Source organism: Lysobacter panacisoli (genome assembly GCF_009765165.1).
GTDB classification, from domain to species: domain Bacteria; phylum Pseudomonadota; class Gammaproteobacteria; order Xanthomonadales; family Xanthomonadaceae; genus Lysobacter_J; species Lysobacter_J panacisoli.
The window spans coordinates 1109929-1124134 of sequence record NZ_VLNU01000001.1 but is presented as its reverse complement, the minus strand read 5'-3'; the positions used below and the strand labels follow the sequence as shown (position 1 = coordinate 1124134).

15 protein-coding genes are annotated in these 14206 nt (G+C 61.5%); 11 read left to right on the top strand and 4 right to left on the bottom strand.

Translation table 11 applies throughout. From position 1 onward, the window contains the following. The first annotated feature begins 149 nt into the window (after window positions 1-149). Both FOF45_RS05495 and FOF45_RS05490 read left to right on the top strand, forming a co-directional pair. Window positions 150-335 carry a hypothetical protein gene (locus FOF45_RS05495; protein WP_158982983.1) on the top strand — a complete coding sequence of 62 codons (186 nt, stop codon included), beginning with the start codon at window positions 150-152 and terminating at the stop codon, window positions 333-335. A gap of 348 nt (window positions 336-683) precedes the next feature. Then, window positions 684-1013 carry a hypothetical protein gene (locus FOF45_RS05490; RefSeq protein WP_158982982.1) on the top strand — a complete coding sequence of 110 codons (330 nt, stop codon included), beginning with the start codon at window positions 684-686 and terminating at the stop codon, window positions 1011-1013. 309 nt (window positions 1014-1322) lie between these two features. On the opposite strand, the gene FOF45_RS05485 is transcribed toward FOF45_RS05490, so the two are convergent. After that, entirely contained in the window at window positions 1323-1865 is a 543-nt protein-coding gene (locus FOF45_RS05485; protein ID WP_158982981.1) for a riboflavin biosynthesis protein RibA, read from the bottom strand. Window positions 1866-2162: 297 nt separating this feature from the next. Next, window positions 2163-2780 (bottom strand): hypothetical protein, encoded by a 618-nt coding sequence (locus FOF45_RS05475; protein WP_158982979.1) that lies wholly within the window; start codon window positions 2778-2780, stop codon window positions 2163-2165. 300 nt (window positions 2781-3080) lie between these two features. Here FOF45_RS05475 and FOF45_RS05470 point away from each other — a divergent pair, with 300 nt between their 5' ends. After that, on the top strand, window positions 3081-3305 hold the full coding sequence (locus FOF45_RS05470) for a hypothetical protein (protein ID WP_158982978.1): 225 nt from the start codon (window positions 3081-3083) through the stop codon (window positions 3303-3305). Between the two features lie 127 nt (window positions 3306-3432). On the opposite strand, the gene FOF45_RS05465 is transcribed toward FOF45_RS05470, so the two are convergent. Continuing rightward, window positions 3433-4059, bottom strand: coding sequence for an SOUL family heme-binding protein (locus FOF45_RS05465; protein WP_158982977.1), 627 nt, complete (start codon window positions 4057-4059; stop codon window positions 3433-3435). Between the two features lie 775 nt (window positions 4060-4834). Here FOF45_RS05465 and FOF45_RS05460 point away from each other — a divergent pair. Next, window positions 4835-5116: a type 1 glutamine amidotransferase family protein gene (locus FOF45_RS05460; protein ID WP_233264058.1), complete on the top strand. Its 282-nt coding sequence runs from the start codon at window positions 4835-4837 to the stop codon at window positions 5114-5116. A 520-nt stretch (window positions 5117-5636) separates the two neighbouring features. Here the strand turns inward: FOF45_RS05460 and FOF45_RS05455 are convergent. After that, on the bottom strand, window positions 5637-6479 hold the full coding sequence (locus FOF45_RS05455) for an AraC family transcriptional regulator (RefSeq protein ID WP_158982976.1): 843 nt from the start codon (window positions 6477-6479) through the stop codon (window positions 5637-5639). Between the two features lie 114 nt (window positions 6480-6593). On the opposite strand from FOF45_RS05455, the gene FOF45_RS05450 reads away from it, so the two are divergent. The 7 genes from FOF45_RS05450 (at window position 6594) to FOF45_RS05420 (ending at window position 13808) form a co-directional block, all read left to right on the top strand. Further along, window positions 6594-7367, top strand: a complete 774-nt coding sequence (locus FOF45_RS05450) for an alpha/beta fold hydrolase (RefSeq protein WP_158982975.1) — start codon at window positions 6594-6596, stop codon at window positions 7365-7367. 180 nt (window positions 7368-7547) lie between these two features. Further along, window positions 7548-8051, top strand: a complete 504-nt coding sequence (locus tag FOF45_RS05445; RefSeq protein ID WP_158982974.1) for a hypothetical protein — start codon at window positions 7548-7550, stop codon at window positions 8049-8051. A gap of 451 nt (window positions 8052-8502) precedes the next feature. Continuing rightward, a complete protein-coding gene (locus FOF45_RS05440) occupies window positions 8503-10704 on the top strand; it encodes an arylsulfatase (RefSeq protein WP_199244439.1) in 2202 nt (733 codons plus the stop codon). Window positions 10705-10713: 9 nt separating this feature from the next. Next, window positions 10714-11502 (top strand): hypothetical protein, encoded by a 789-nt coding sequence (locus FOF45_RS05435; protein WP_158982972.1) that lies wholly within the window; start codon window positions 10714-10716, stop codon window positions 11500-11502. A gap of 15 nt (window positions 11503-11517) precedes the next feature. Continuing rightward, on the top strand, window positions 11518-11868 hold the full coding sequence (locus FOF45_RS05430) for a hypothetical protein (RefSeq protein WP_158982971.1): 351 nt from the start codon (window positions 11518-11520) through the stop codon (window positions 11866-11868). Between the two features lie 884 nt (window positions 11869-12752). Beyond that, a complete protein-coding gene (locus FOF45_RS05425; RefSeq protein WP_158982970.1) occupies window positions 12753-12956 on the top strand; it encodes a hypothetical protein in 204 nt (67 codons plus the stop codon). A 384-nt stretch (window positions 12957-13340) separates the two neighbouring features. Then, window positions 13341-13808 (top strand): Hsp20/alpha crystallin family protein, encoded by a 468-nt coding sequence (locus FOF45_RS05420; protein ID WP_425481951.1) that lies wholly within the window; start codon window positions 13341-13343, stop codon window positions 13806-13808. The last annotated feature ends 398 nt before the right edge of the window (window positions 13809-14206 follow it).

Below are 14206 nucleotides of genomic sequence, written 5' to 3'. Positions count from 1 at the left end.
TCACCTGGCAGCATCGTTGGCGCTTGGTGGTGCGTCCTACGCGCCTGCGCGCCGTTGACTCATGCGAAAGTTGACCCTACATCGAAAGTGCTATAGTGAAATTTGCTCCGCGAATGCGGGCGATCTAGCGCCTGCTTGGACAGGCCTTCATGGACACCATGAGTGAAGCTCGACGCCAGACCGGGCTGGTCGAAGCGGAAAATCGCCGAAAGATGCTCGATCTTTGCTGGGAGTTCCGCGCTCGGCTTGAGCAGTTGCAGCCCGGCCTGTCACTCGTCGATTACACCTACGCACAGGCGCTGAAGAGCTTTCTGCTCAAGGCCCGCGGCATTTAGCCGTCACAGCGACGCATATCGTTAGCCGCCGAGCTGGCTAGAGGCCTGCTGGAGTCGGCGCTCACTCCGTTTCGCATGGACTTGCCATCCATCAAACTGCCATACGCGCAGTCAGAAACTCCGATTCCGCCACTTCGAGACCACACCCGTGCAACCGATCAAACTCCACAGAATTGTTCAACATGCGCCGTCGTGGCGAGCAGAACGCCCCGAACGTGTCGGCTTCGAGCCGGCTATCGAGGCGGCGGAGAACGAGGGCTGGCCGACGGCCAAGCCACACGTTCGCGAACAAACACAGTTTGCCAAGGCACAAGAGCCGACGACCCTTCCCGCTGCTGCCGGATTGTCATGAACCAGATCACCGCAATCGCCGGCGCGTTGTTCGCAGTCGCGATCGTGGTGGAAACCGTGGTCTGCCTGGCGTTCCTGCATCACCTTAGGGCACGACATCCGCGGCAATGGCTGCACGCAGAACAGCCCCTCATCTGGCAAGACCGCACAGTACTTAGCGCGCGCAGCACGATGCTGTATCTGCACCAGCGCGAGTACTCCTACAGCCTGGATAGAGATGGTATCGACTACTGCGATCGCTATCGAACCGTCATGCTCGTCGCGTACTGGTTCACAGCGATTACGGGCTTCGCGGCACTCACGACACTGGCACTCTACGGATGGTAACTGCCATCAACCCAGAGCCGCGATCCAACCGTCGTGCATACCTCTACGCCCGAAGACGTACGCACATCGACCAGTGAAAACTCCACCCATGAGTTGTTCGGCGCGCTCATGACCTGCCTCGCGCGGGCCATCGCCTTCACAACCCATCTCCAACTCGACAAGCACGAGGCTGACGTTCTCGAACTCCTGCAATCAGTGAATCCAGAATCTGCCTCAGCTGATGCGTTCCGCTCGGTCCTCCTGGAGATCGAGTCCTGCCGTCGACTCAGCTTCCCCCAATAGAGGCACAGAGACGACAAAGTTCGCGACTCACAGCGTGGAGGTCACCTCACCACCATGCGCGCGCAAAAACTCGGCCGCCGCCGACCTCTGTTGCGACGTCAGAGCATGCACTACGACTGTCGTGCGCCCTGTTTCCATAGCGTCCCGAGTAGCTTCCACATAACGATCGTGATCCGGCCGCAAGGACACCAGGCCGCCCAGGAGCAGACCAGCCACCGTCCCAAAGAACAAAAGGACGAGCAGCGCTGCGATCGGCGAGTTGACGATGAAGGGCGGACCTATCGCATAGAGCACGCCGAACGCCACAGCACCCAGGATCAGGCCGAAAACGCCAAGGCGGACATGCGCGACTACTATCGTGCGCCATATGCCTTGACTCTCCGGCTCCAACTTCTTGCTGGTACGCGCATCACCAGGACGGATTAGCTGAACCTGCGCGCCACCAAGAAATAGTTCGGCATGCACTGCGTCCGCTGCCCGCTGCGCTTCGGTGGCCGATACAAACACGGCAGCGACCTTGTGATTGGACAACTCGCCGGTGATCGATGATGTAGGAGAGGAAGCCAGCATGGAATATCTCCATGTGGGGACATCAACTATCCCAAAACGGGCGTGCTGGGAGCGTGATGCGCCCGGATCGCATTTGTCACGGTTGCCAACAACATATCAATCCGGAGCTTTAGCTGGAACGAAAGGAGACACGGGATCACTCGCCGGAAATGTCTCCTCTAAAGCCTCGTCATGGTTGTCACTCTCGTGCTGCTTTCGCTTCTCACGATCGACGGGGCGCTCTTCCCGACCTTCCTTCCCGCGTTCGATTGAAGGATCTTTTCGGTCTTGATTGCTCATGATGACACCTCGAAATCTCTAGTGCTTTAGCATCTTGTCGCGGGACTGCTCAGCGCGCGAAGCGCCAATTGCGGTCTCAACTTGCTTGACTTCTTCAGGCGGCGGGAGCACCGCAGGAATACCCAGGGATTGCAACCAAAGCTCACGGCTCCAGCCCTTTGTGTGATACAGGTGATGGTCTTCATCCTGCTCAACGGCGTCATGGGCCTGCTTTAGCACGCGGGCCATTTCCCCGGTAGCTTGCTCGGCGACTTTCCCTATCAGCTCCCAGTTTCCGTGATCCTTTGTTTCGGCGAGCACCACGCACTCGGTAGCAACCAACTCCGCGGCTCGGGCGTCGCCGGATCTCTTGGCCAAGTTCATCGCCTCCACCAACGAAGCGCCGATGTGCGCCACGACATCGCGACCTGGTGACCGCGTATCAGGATCGAGCTCAAGCATCTCAAAGACATTGAGCAAGACCGCGCGATGGGTCCTCGTCTCCCCAAGATACTCGCCCCACTCCTTGCGGAGATCATCATTGACGGCACACTTAATCGCCGTTGTGTAGATATCAATTCCACCAACTTCAGTCTCTAAGGCCTGATACAGAAGCTCATGGACCTGCGCGATATCAACGGACGTCTTCTTTGCCATGTCCCACTCCATCAACGATATGAGTAATCACCATTAGGCGCTCCGACGTTAACTGCGTGTGCACTGCTGGCGACCAACAGACAACACGAACATCGCCTGAACCATGAGCATGATGAACACTTAAGGATGCGTCCGACATGACCGTCACCGCCGTATCGAATGCGCAGAAACCACAGTCATCCAGCGCCGAAATCACGCAGCCTGTTACCTCAAGATGATGAAATCACGCACAAGCTGTCACGCCCGATACCAACCACTTGATCTATTGTGGAAGATGGACGTCATACATCGGAGAACGCCATGTTGAACCTGCCAGTTGGACATGATCTCGACCTCGTCGAAAAACGGGCCACCAAGATCATTGCAACAGCCAAGTCAGCGGGGAACTGCCCATTGCTGCGCGAACTCTGGTGCCTACTCAGGAACGCGGAAATGACCATGCCTCTTGGCACCCACCGCGATGGCGTGCACCGAATTCGTGATGGCGTGGCGCGCGATATCATCGCCCTCGAGTGCCTAAACTAGAGAGTCGCATCGACGTCACCTGTTGCCAGCCCCTGACGCGGCGCGAGCGCTGGATCAGCCTAGTTCCAAAGGAGAGCTCGTGGAGGCGTCGCTCTACTGAGCGCCCCCCCTTTTGCGACGCGCCCGGTCAACACGTGCTTGCCACTGGAACATGCACCTCATTCCTCTTGAGGAACGGGACGGACAGTTCTTGATCGTAGACGGCCCAGTACGCCTTGTCGTCCGCCACCCACTTCGACCCAGATAGGATATCGAGCAGGTCGCGTCTAGCTACATCCCGGTGCTGCCACGTATCGTTTCCGCGATATCTCAGAATCGCCACCAGAGCCTCTGGAATCCTCAGAATAGTAATCGCAGGATCATCAGGCAGCGGCGCAGACGCCAGGGCCATAGAGTTCGAGAGGAAGTATGCCGCCGTCCATCCGTCTGGACTCTCGCGCTTTCGTATCGGGGCATTGAACAACCTTGATTTCCCGTAGATCTGAAAGAGAGGTGACTTTACCCCCATACGCTCTCTGCTGTCGTTTTCACCGTCTATGTAGTCGACCAACTTCCCTCGAGCCGCCGCGACGGCCACTCGATGCTCTCCAATAGAGAAGACACGAGCGATCAATGCCGGCGCGTACCTCCTGATCTCGACCTCCCCGACGATGCCCTCCATGTGGTACGTGGGCGCAGAGTCAAATCGGATACCGAAGAATCCAGGTATAGATTTGAGGAAGTCCAAGTATGAGTGTCGATATGAGCCGTTCATGCTGTTCTCCTATCCGCCAGTGACTCGAGTTCACCAGCGTGCGTTGACGCCTCTTGCAAACAGACAAACACAACTCCTGCCATCGACATAGCGATAGTCGGCGCGCAGTGAGGGGAGGCGTGCAGAACCTGTTGGTCGTGCGACATTGCGTCGCAGTGTCATTGCAGCTTGCGCTTACTGCTGTTACTTACCCGTGACATCACTGAAATGAGCATTCACGATCTAGGCTCACAGGCATCACATCATCTTTAGTCGTAACAGTGCCGTAACGCCGCCAAGTGCAATCTGATCATGAAGCGATCGCCAGAACTCCTGACCGGATCATCAGTGCAACGCGCACCCTGTGCGCAGTAGGTGCCGCGGTAAATGACCTAAGCCAATACGATTCGCGTCGAACGGAGCCATTGGCGAAGCTTCATAGCTTCGCCAATGTCGTATGTGGGAGGGAGATCGAATGTGCGCCTTCAGTCACAACCGACCAATCTGCACATCGTCGGCGACTCCGGACAGTCACCGACCGGCCAAAGCGGCCCTAGAGGCTGCGGAGAACGAGGGCTGGCCAACGAAGAAGGTCTTGAGCCATCAACCAAACATCGCCACGCCCAATTCAACGAAGAACGCGAAAGATGGGCGCCAACCAGTCAAGGCGGGACCTCGAGGTAGGGATGCGAGGCGGTGAGTAAGACGCCGGCCAGTCCGTCACGGTGGTCAGGTAGCCCTCGATGTACTCATACTCGCTGTTCGTGTACCCGACGCGAATGGATTTGTCGCTTCGATGGAGAACACTGGCAAAGCCGCGCGAGCGCCGGAGTGGATCTACAGCGGCTACAAGGTTACGGTCATCAGCAACCAGGAAGAACTGCAGGCCAAGCCGCAACTCGGCGGTGGCGAGATGAAGTTCTACCCACAGACCGCCTTGCAGCAGGCCGGCGCGCAGTACAGCAGCAACACGGCGCCGTGGACCGCGAACGTGGTCGTCGATCGCGAATTGATCACGGGACAGAACCCGGCGTCGGCCGTCGGCGTCGCCCGGGAATTGCTGGGCCGACTCAAGTAAGCGCATCGCATTACTGCGCCGGTTGCCGTAACGCGACCGGCCACACGCCATGTGGTGCCTCGTAACCTACCTAGAAGGGCGAGTACTGACGGCGATGGTTTCTCGGGCTAGGCGAAATCCCATTTCGAGCGCGTCGTTGACAGTTGCCGGCGTGCCATCGACGACTGGCTTCGAGACTGCAGTCATTCCATCGATATCGATGTGGTGCACATAGGGCGTCTTGTCCTGTTCCAGCCAGACCGTGACCCTGAAGCGCGTTCCCCGGTGACGCCCGCCGGCCTGAAACGTACGACATTGAGGCGCCATGTATGACCACCCGAAGGAGACTGCAGGAAGGCGCATTGCTACGGCGCGGGCTAAACGTGCGGAGTGTGATCACGCTGCCGGTCGCAGCGGTTGGTTTTGGGCCCTCTCGGCAGCGGCAGTCGTGTTCCTGCTCGCCGCAGCAATTGGGCCGCGATCCCTTCGCATTGCGCTGGTCGGCTGGTTTCCGTCATGACCGCTTCTGGCCGATAGCGGACTAGTCAGGCCTGCGCTGCACATGAGTTCGCGCCCTCCACTCCCTGGGCGTTACCCCCACCTGCGCCTTGAACGCCCGCGACAGCGCCGACTCGCTGGCATAGCCGGCGTCATCGACCAGCAACTTCAAGGGCTTGCCGCCGCGCAACCCCTTCTGTACCAGCAGGATCCGCCACCGCTGCAGGTATTCGCCCGGCGTGCATCCGACCGTGGTGCGGAATGTCTGCGCGAACGAACTGCGCGACATGCCCGCCACCGCCGCCGACGCTTCCAGCGTCCACTCCTCGCGCGGTCGTTCGTGCATCGCGGTGATCGTGCGCCGCAGGCGCGGATGCGCCAGGCCCGCCATCAGGCCGGTCTGCAGCTGCTCGCTTTCCATCTGGTGACGCAGCACCTGGATCAGCACCAGTTCGAACAGGCGGCCCAGTACTTCGCGGCGGCCGCAGCGCTGCTCGAAGGCTTCCTCGAACAGCAGGTCCAGCAGCAGGCGGGCACCCATCAGCTGGTCCAGCGGCAGGCACAAGCAGGCCGGCAGCGCGGACACCAGCGGATTTTCGGTGGCGGATTCGAAGCTCAGGGCCGCGCAGGCCAGGTCGGCGCCTTCCTCGCCTTCCACCACGAAGCGGTGGCCGCAGGGCCGCGGGTACAGCAGCAGGCTGGGCGTATCGATGGTGATCGGTTTGCCCACGGCGTGGCGCACCACCACAGTGCCGCGCCTGACCAGGTGCAGCTGGCCCAGGCCATCTTCCGCCGCCAATTCATGGGTGCCGCAGATGATGCCGGTGTTGCGGACCGTGGCCCGCACCGAGAAATTGCCCAGCAGGGCATCGAGCCTGTCGGTCATGTTTGGACTCCATGGCAAGTTTTCTGGACTTTACAGCACATGACGTGCGGGCGACTCCGGGATAGTGGCCTCACCGGGAACGACCCGGCCGACACACTCCCAAGGAACTCCGCCATGAACTTGCTCGCCCCGCTGGTCCTCGCCTCCGCCCTCGGCCTGAGCGCCGCCGCCACCGCCGCGACCCCTGACCCGATCGTCGCCACCCGCCCGACCGTGGTCTTGGTGCACGGCGCCTTCGCGGACGGTTCGTCCTGGAACAAGGTCATCCCGCTGCTACAGGCCCAGGGCCTGAATGCAGTCGCGGTGCAGAACCCGCTGACCTCGCTGGAAGACGACGTCGCCGCCGCCAACCGCATCATCAACGCCCAGACAGGTCCGGTCGTGCTGGTCGGCCATTCCTGGGGCGGTGCGGTCATCACCCAGGCCGGCGGCAATGCCAAGGTGAAGTCGCTGGTCTACGTCGCGGCCTTCGCACCGACGCTCGGGGCCCACTCGGCCGCCGACACCACCGGCTTCCCGGCGCCTCCGGGCTTCGCGCACTTCATCGCCGACGCCGACGGTTTCCTCACTCTGCCCGCCGACGCCATCGCCCGCGATTTCGCTCAGGACGTGAGCGCCGCCGAAGCCAACCTGATCCACGCCACCCAGGGTCCGGTGCGCGGTGCGAACTTCGAACAGCCCGTCACCGTGGCCGCGTGGACCGCGAAGCCGTCGTGGTACATCGTCGCCGGCCAGGATCGCATGATCGACCCGGGCGCTCAGCGTGCGCTCGCGAAGAAGATCGGCGCCACCACCATCGAAGTGGCGACTAGCCACGTGCCGATGGTGTCGAGCCCGGAAGCGGTGGCGAAGGTGATTATCGAGGCAGCGCGCGCGGCCGCGAAGTAATCCTGCCAACAGGGTCTGTCGGGGAGTCCGCAAGGGCTTCCCGACGAACCGCGTTGATCAGTCGTCGAGCGATCCTGCCGAAAAGCAGACTGAAGCCTTTCCAGCTGCGACGTGCGCCAAGTCTGACCGACGCAATCTACGAACCGCGATTCACGGAGCGTCCCAGTCTAAGGATTTGCCTTGTTCGATGTCCGCTTCTGGCCGATAGCGGACATCCGTCCGACCTGGCCCGCCGGGACGATGCTAATGTCCGCTTTCGATCCAAAGCGGACATCGATCGTGGCTCCGACGTTTCGATCTCTCTCTTCAAGGGCTGAAGATCTGATGGAAAACGCTGTCGGCTGGACACTATGGATCGCGCTTACACCGCTTTCCGCGCTTGTTGCCTCGCGCCTGCTTCCTTCGTTCAGGCCGCCCAAGCACCGCCCCATGCTCTTCGTCGTCGGCTTCATCTTCTTTGCAGCTTTCGGCGCAGGGGCTGTACTAGTGGCCCAGAAATTCGTCCACTCCGGCGCATTCCATGTCGCGAGTCGGAAACTCGGGGACTTCAACTATCTGGAGGCGCACCAACCGCTCCAGTACTGGGCTGCAATCGCAATGCTGTACGGCATGGGCGTTTGCCTCGTCGGGTGTGGCATAGCGATCGCCTGTCTGTGTTTTCGCAAGCCTAAAGTGCTGGCCTGATCCAGTTGGTTCTGCATTGGCAAATGACCGCTTCTGGCCGATAGCGGGCATCTGGCCACTTGGACAGCTCAAGTGCGTTTTTCAGCAGCCGTCGGTGGGACTGACGAGCCTTTTCACTGACTGTTCACGCCGAGTTGATAAGGCTGACCGCCGCTTGAACGCGGTCGTAAGCGCCGGTACCGAGCGTTCCGCGGTCCCGGTTCAAAAGCTTGGCGGCAGCGTCCATGAGACCTGCGCAGAGCCCCCGCTCTGCGTGCCGACGGAGGTTCGAATGCCCGCCAGTCGCAGCCGATTTAAGGTCCGCCACCTCGCTCTCGCCCTGGGCTCGCTGCTTTTCGCAGCGCCAGCATTCGCGCAGGAGTCGCTGCCTTTCCCGCGAAAGCCGTCCGGGAGCAAGGCGGGGCCGACAATCGCACAATCCAGCTACAGCCCACTCCCAGCGAAACCGCATTTGCCGGCCAACGCGCCGAACATCGTGGTGATCATGCTCGACGACGTCGGGCCGGCGTTGCCCGGCACCTTCGGCGGCGTCATCAATACTCCGACGCTGAGCCGGCTGGCCAAGCAGGGCGTGAGCTACAACCGTTTCCACAACGCAGCGATGTGCTCGCCCACGCGCGCATCGTTGTTGACCGGGCGCAATCACCATCGCGTTGGCAACGGGCAGATCGCCGAACTGGCCAACGACTGGGACGGCTACACGGGCCGAATTCCGCGCACGTCGGCCACCGCCGCGAAAGTGTTGGGCTACTACGGCTACTCCACGGCGGCCTTCGGCAAATGGCACAACACGCCGGCGAACGAAACCACAGCCGTCGGACCATACACCGACTGGCCCGCGGGCGAGGGCATCGGCTTCGACTACTTCTACGGGTTCCTCGCCGGCGAATCGTCGCAGTGGGAGCCGGCAGTCGTGGAGAACACGGTGCGCATCGATCCCTCGCACGGCAAGGAGGGTTACCACTTCACCGTCGACATGACCGACAAGGCCGTGGCTTGGATGAAGCAGGTGCACGCGCTCACGCCGGACCGTCCATTCTTCATGTACTGGGCGCCCGGCGCCGCGCACGGGCCGCATCACATCTTCAACGACTGGGCCGACCGGTATAAGGGCAAGTTCGACGGTGGCTGGGACCAGATGCGGGAAGACGTGTTCGCGCGACAGAAGAAGCTGGGATGGATCCCGAAGAACACCGAATTGACGCCGCGACCCGACACACTCGTCGCGTGGTCCGACATTCCCGATGACGAGAAGCCGTTCCAGCGCCGCCTGATGGAAGTGTTCGCCGGCTACACCGAGCACGCCGACGCGCAGGCCGGGCGCATCATCGATGCACTCGACCAGATGGGCATCCGCGACAACACGCTCGTCTTCTATGTGTGGGGCGACAACGGATCCAGCGCGGAGGGCCAGAACGGCACCATCAGCGAGCTGCTGGCGCAGAACGGCATCGCTACGGAAATCAAGGATCACATCCGCACGATGAACGAGCTCGGCGGAATGGACGTGCTGGGATCGCCGAAGGCCGACAACATGTATCACGCCGGTTGGGCGTGGGCCGGTTCGACTCCGCACCGTTCGACCAAACTTGTCGCCGCGCATTTTGGTGGCACGCGGACTCCGCTGGTCGTTTCCTGGCCGGGAACGATCAAGCCTGACAAGACCCCGCGCTCGCAATTCCACCACGTCAACGACATCGTGCCGACGATCTACGACGTGCTCGACATCACGCCGCCGAAGCTCGTCGACGGAGTCTCGCAGGACCCGCTTGACGGCGTGAGCATGGCCTACACCTTCGATTCGGCGAAGGCACCCGGTCGAAAGAAGGGCCAGTACTTCGAGATCATGGGCAGTCGCGCATACTACGAGGACGAGTGGATCGCCTCCGTGTTCGGTCCGCGTACGCCGTGGAAGGCGGGCGTGGATCCGGCGATCTTCAAATGGTCGCCCGACCAGGATGCGTGGGAGCTGCACGATCTGCGCACGGATTACTCGCAGGCAAAGGACGTCGCATCGCAGCATCCCGACAAGGTGGCCTCGCTCAAGGCGTCGTTCGACGCGCAGGCACAAGCGAATAAGGTCTGGCCCGTCGGTGGCGGCCTTTGGTCGGTCGTGTTCCATCCCGAAGACGCGCCGTCGAACCCGGCCACCGAGTTCAGCTATACGCAGGAAGTGGTCGCCGTACCCGAGTTCACCGCACCAAAGGTGGGCGCACGCAGCAACCTGGTCACCATCGAAACAGAACTGAAGCCGGATTCGCAAGGCGTGCTGTACGCACTGGGCGCGTTCTCGGGAGGGGTGGCGCTGTGGGTCGACCAGGGCAAGCTGAACTACGAGTACAACCTGTTCGAAGTCGAACGCACCAACCTGGCTTCGTCGGCGCCGCTTCCGTCCGGCAAGGTCAGGATCGAGGTCGAAACGCGCAAGGCGGATGACAAGCACGCCGGCCCGCTCGATGTGGAAGTAAGAGTGAATGGCAAGGCCGTGGCGCAGGGCCGCGTGCCGCGCTCGGCGCCGCTGACGTTCACGGCCAACGATGCGTTCGACGTGGGCCGCGACAGCTATTCGCCGGTATCGCTGGCGTACTTCGACCGGAAACCCTTCGCCTATAACGGCGAGATCGACCGGCTCGACGTGAAGTACCTCAAGTAGCATCGTGCGGTGCGCTCGCGCATCGCCTACGAAGAGGAGATGGCCGTGCTCGCGATGAAGTGTTATGCCCGGATCACGCCGGTTGCAGTCGCGCTGCTCATTCCGTGCGGCGCCGCGGGTGCCCAGGGTCGCTGGGACTGGATCGTGGCGCCGTACGTATGGGCGGTCGACATCAGCACGGACCTCGAGACCCCGCCGCCGGCCTCGGCGGTGGTTTCGCGGCGACTGAGCTTCGGCGATGTCGTGGACAAGCTCGACGGCGCGTTCCAGATGCATGCCGAGGGACAGGGCGAGCACTTCGGACTATTCGCCGACTTCACCTATCTGGGCTTATCGCAGGACGCCACGCGGCGCATTTTCCAGGCCGATTCCGACTTGGACACGCGCCTTTTCGAGGCGGCTGCCGTGTGGAGCCCGGGCGGGCAACGCTTCACGGGAACCGAGGTCTTCGCCGGGCTTCGTTACCTCGATCTTGACATCGCCAGCACGATCACGCCGACCGGGCCCCTCGGCGTTCCGCAGTTTCGCGTGGAACTGGACGAGTCGTTCAACGACTTCATGTTCGGCGCGCGCTACACATGGGCCTTTGGCGGGCGCTGGGGCTTGACGCTGCGAGCTGACGGATCCTGGGGCGACACGGATGGCACGTGGAACACGAGCATCGTCGCGAACTACAAAATGAAATCTGGCGCGTGGTACTTCGGCTACCGCTACCTCGACGTAGACGCGCAGGCGCGAAGCGTCTCCACGGATTTGGTGATCAAGGGGCCGGCAATCGGATATGGATTCGCGTTCTGACGCGGAGCATTGGATGTGACGTTATGGAACGCTGACTGGTTGCGTCGCATGCGGGATGTGCTTTTCGAGCGCGACGTCTCACGCACGATCTTCGAGCACACGCGCAATCTGGTCGTCGCCACGTTGGTCCTGGCCGCGGGGCTGGAAGCGATAGAGCACGACCCTCGCGACATCGGGCCGCTGGCCTTCCGATCGACCGGCTATGTCGTTGCTGTGTTGGGCACGGGGTTGGTGCTACTGAACCTCGCCGATGGCATACACCGCCTCTCGAAGTCAGGTCTGCCGCGTTTGTGGCAGACGCTGCTTATCGCCGCCTATGTGGTGCTCTTCTGGCGGGTGACGCATCTCATCCTGCTTTTCAGGTAAGCACCGGGACTGGCGGCGCGTGGGGGGGCCGCTTATGGCCGATAGCGGACATGAGACACGGTGGTCGGCAATGCTGACGTCCGCTTTCGTCACACAGTGGTCCCGCGAGCTGCTTCTGGGCGTGAGCGGACATCCAGGGACGACGCTCCTGAGTGGCCGTGAAGTGACCGACCGCGCACATCCTCGAAGTGCCAGCGCGGCTGGCTTGTCCTCTTGATCCGCACGGTGTGCGAGCATCCTGACCACAGAACGCCCATCCCATGGCAGGTGACGGGAGCCCTGACTAAGTGCTTCTCGCGCGCGATCGCGCAGATGTCGCTGCCCGCAGCTAAACGGATATGAAGCTGAGGTCCGGGAAATGCTTCAGTCTCGGGACTCGGATCGAGAGCTCGCAGGCGCTCTGAACGTTGGATCGCCGGCCGTTTCCAACTGGCGGTAGGGGAACAGCCAGCCGAGTCCGATGACCTGCATGCGACTTGCCGAGCTGGCGGACCTCCCCTTGGGCTTGGTCTTGGGAACGATCGGCGCGGCCTATGCGCCCAATGAGGAAGAGGCTGCTGTTTGGCGCAAGCTGGCCGAAGAGGCAGGCGGGGACGCATCGAGCCCTTGGATGCCCGAGCGCGGTAGGACGGGCACGCGTCGGGGTAGAGGGGCCGCATCCCGGGGAACCGGGGCCTTTGGGTTCGGCGGTGACGCAGAACTACTAGCAGTCTGCCCAGATCTGGGCGGAGTAGCACATAGGAATAGGTCCGTGAGGGCGCCTCAATACTAGCGCTGCTGGCCGATTCGCAGCACGCGGAATCCGCCGCGATTTGACGCGCGATTAACGATCCCCGCGGAAAATTTACTGCCCCAAGATCAACCTTCAATGGGAGATGAGGGTCATGACTGACGCGCATAGCCACGATCTCGAAGCGTTCGAAGCCATGGTGCCGGTGATCATCGAGGCGGTGCCCCAGGAGGACATCCTGTCGGCGTTCACGTGTTACATCGGGCCAATGATTAGTAGCGCGGAGGACCCGAACGAGGTCCGGATCGAGGTGGACGAAATACTGCACCGCTACGGTGTGCCAACCCCGGGTCTCTAGTTCCAAGGTTAGGTGGGGGAGGGGTGCCAGGGGAAAGTGACGGGCTCTCCCTTGGCACCTATTGCCGGTGCGCCGCCCTGAGTTGTTCCTGGCCGGGATACTCGGCGCGCAACATGACCATGGCCTCGTCCAACGCGGCCAAGCGCCGGTCCAGCTCAGCTTCGTCACGACCTAGCTGCATTCACCAATCTCCAACGGTGATGTTGCCGCATCCTCGCTCGCGCAATCCCCTTAGCGCAGCGGGGCGCCCATCCTCTCTAAACGAACCCTGAGTGGCGCCTTGTGCTGCAATTGGGCCCCTTGAATCGCCTTCCTGCGCTCCTATTTGCGTTTCGGACGGGGCTACCGTCCATACCGCCAATTGGAGACCTAGCCATGAACACGATGGTTCGCATTCCCCAGTGGCCCAACCAAGGCCTGTCCCAGGATCCGCTCCGGCAAATGCTCGACCGTCTAATCGAACGGGGCATGTTCGAGAACGGATCTTCCGATGAGTCGTCGATTGTCACCAGCCAATGGATACCCCTCGTTGACATCAAGGAGGAGGCCGGCCAGTTCGTCCTCTACGCGGATCTTCCCGGGGTGCCGCCTCAGGACATCGAGGTGCAGATGGACAAGGGAATTCTGACGATCAAGGGCGAACGGCGCAGCGAAGCCACGTCGGATACCGAGAGCTTCTCCCGTATTGAGAGGCGTCAAGGCAGCTTTCACCGCCGATTTGCGTTGCCTGAAAGCGCGGATCCGGAAGTCATTTCCGCCTCGGGCGATAACGGCGTCCTAAAGATCGTAATTCCGAAGCGGCCCGAGACAACGCCGCGGCGAATTCAAGTCGGTTCGGTCATCAGTCAGTAGCCTTTGTGCGGCTGCCCGTCGTTTGGCGGGCAGCCGCCTCTTGATCGAGGTGCCTATGGATCGAGTAACGGAAGAGGCCCTGTGTGACCTGCAAGCGCAGGTTTACATTCTGCGACAGGCGTTGCGCGCGACGCTTCGCACCCATCCTGATCCGAGCGTCGCACTCGCATCTTGGAAGGCGGTGTTGGACGACGCGTCGATAAGCAAACCGATGGTGCCTTCGTATGCTCGAGGCAGCGACTACATCGCTGATCGATGCCAGGCCTTTGCGGAGGATTGGACGGCTGAGCTGGTCGACTACGCGGTGTCGCACGCACCCAATTCGAGTGACTAGCCTCAGAAGAAGTCTGGTTCGTGACTCCGCCTCGGTGGGCGAGGTATCAATGCTCAAGCTGCGT

Bases quoted from the DNA above. Each gene is read 5' to 3' on its own strand.
- FOF45_RS05495 (WP_158982983.1), top strand. From the start codon at position 150: ATGGACACCATGAGTGAAGCTCGACGCCAGACCGGGCTGGTCGAAGCG.
- FOF45_RS05490 (WP_158982982.1), top strand. From the start codon at position 684: ATGAACCAGATCACCGCAATCGCCGGCGCGTTGTTCGCAGTCGCGATC.
- FOF45_RS05485 (WP_158982981.1), bottom strand. From the start codon at position 1,865: ATGCTGGCTTCCTCTCCTACATCATCGATCACCGGCGAGTTGTCCAAT.
- FOF45_RS05475 (WP_158982979.1), bottom strand. From the start codon at position 2,780: ATGGCAAAGAAGACGTCCGTTGATATCGCGCAGGTCCATGAGCTTCTG.
- FOF45_RS05470 (WP_158982978.1), top strand. From the start codon at position 3,081: ATGTTGAACCTGCCAGTTGGACATGATCTCGACCTCGTCGAAAAACGG.
- FOF45_RS05465 (WP_158982977.1), bottom strand. From the start codon at position 4,059: ATGAACGGCTCATATCGACACTCATACTTGGACTTCCTCAAATCTATA.
- FOF45_RS05460 (WP_233264058.1), top strand. From the start codon at position 4,835: ATGGAGAACACTGGCAAAGCCGCGCGAGCGCCGGAGTGGATCTACAGC.
- FOF45_RS05455 (WP_158982976.1), bottom strand. From the start codon at position 6,479: ATGACCGACAGGCTCGATGCCCTGCTGGGCAATTTCTCGGTGCGGGCC.
- FOF45_RS05450 (WP_158982975.1), top strand. From the start codon at position 6,594: ATGAACTTGCTCGCCCCGCTGGTCCTCGCCTCCGCCCTCGGCCTGAGC.
- FOF45_RS05425 (WP_158982970.1), top strand. From the start codon at position 12,753: ATGACTGACGCGCATAGCCACGATCTCGAAGCGTTCGAAGCCATGGTG.
- FOF45_RS05420 (WP_425481951.1), top strand. From the start codon at position 13,341: ATGGTTCGCATTCCCCAGTGGCCCAACCAAGGCCTGTCCCAGGATCCG.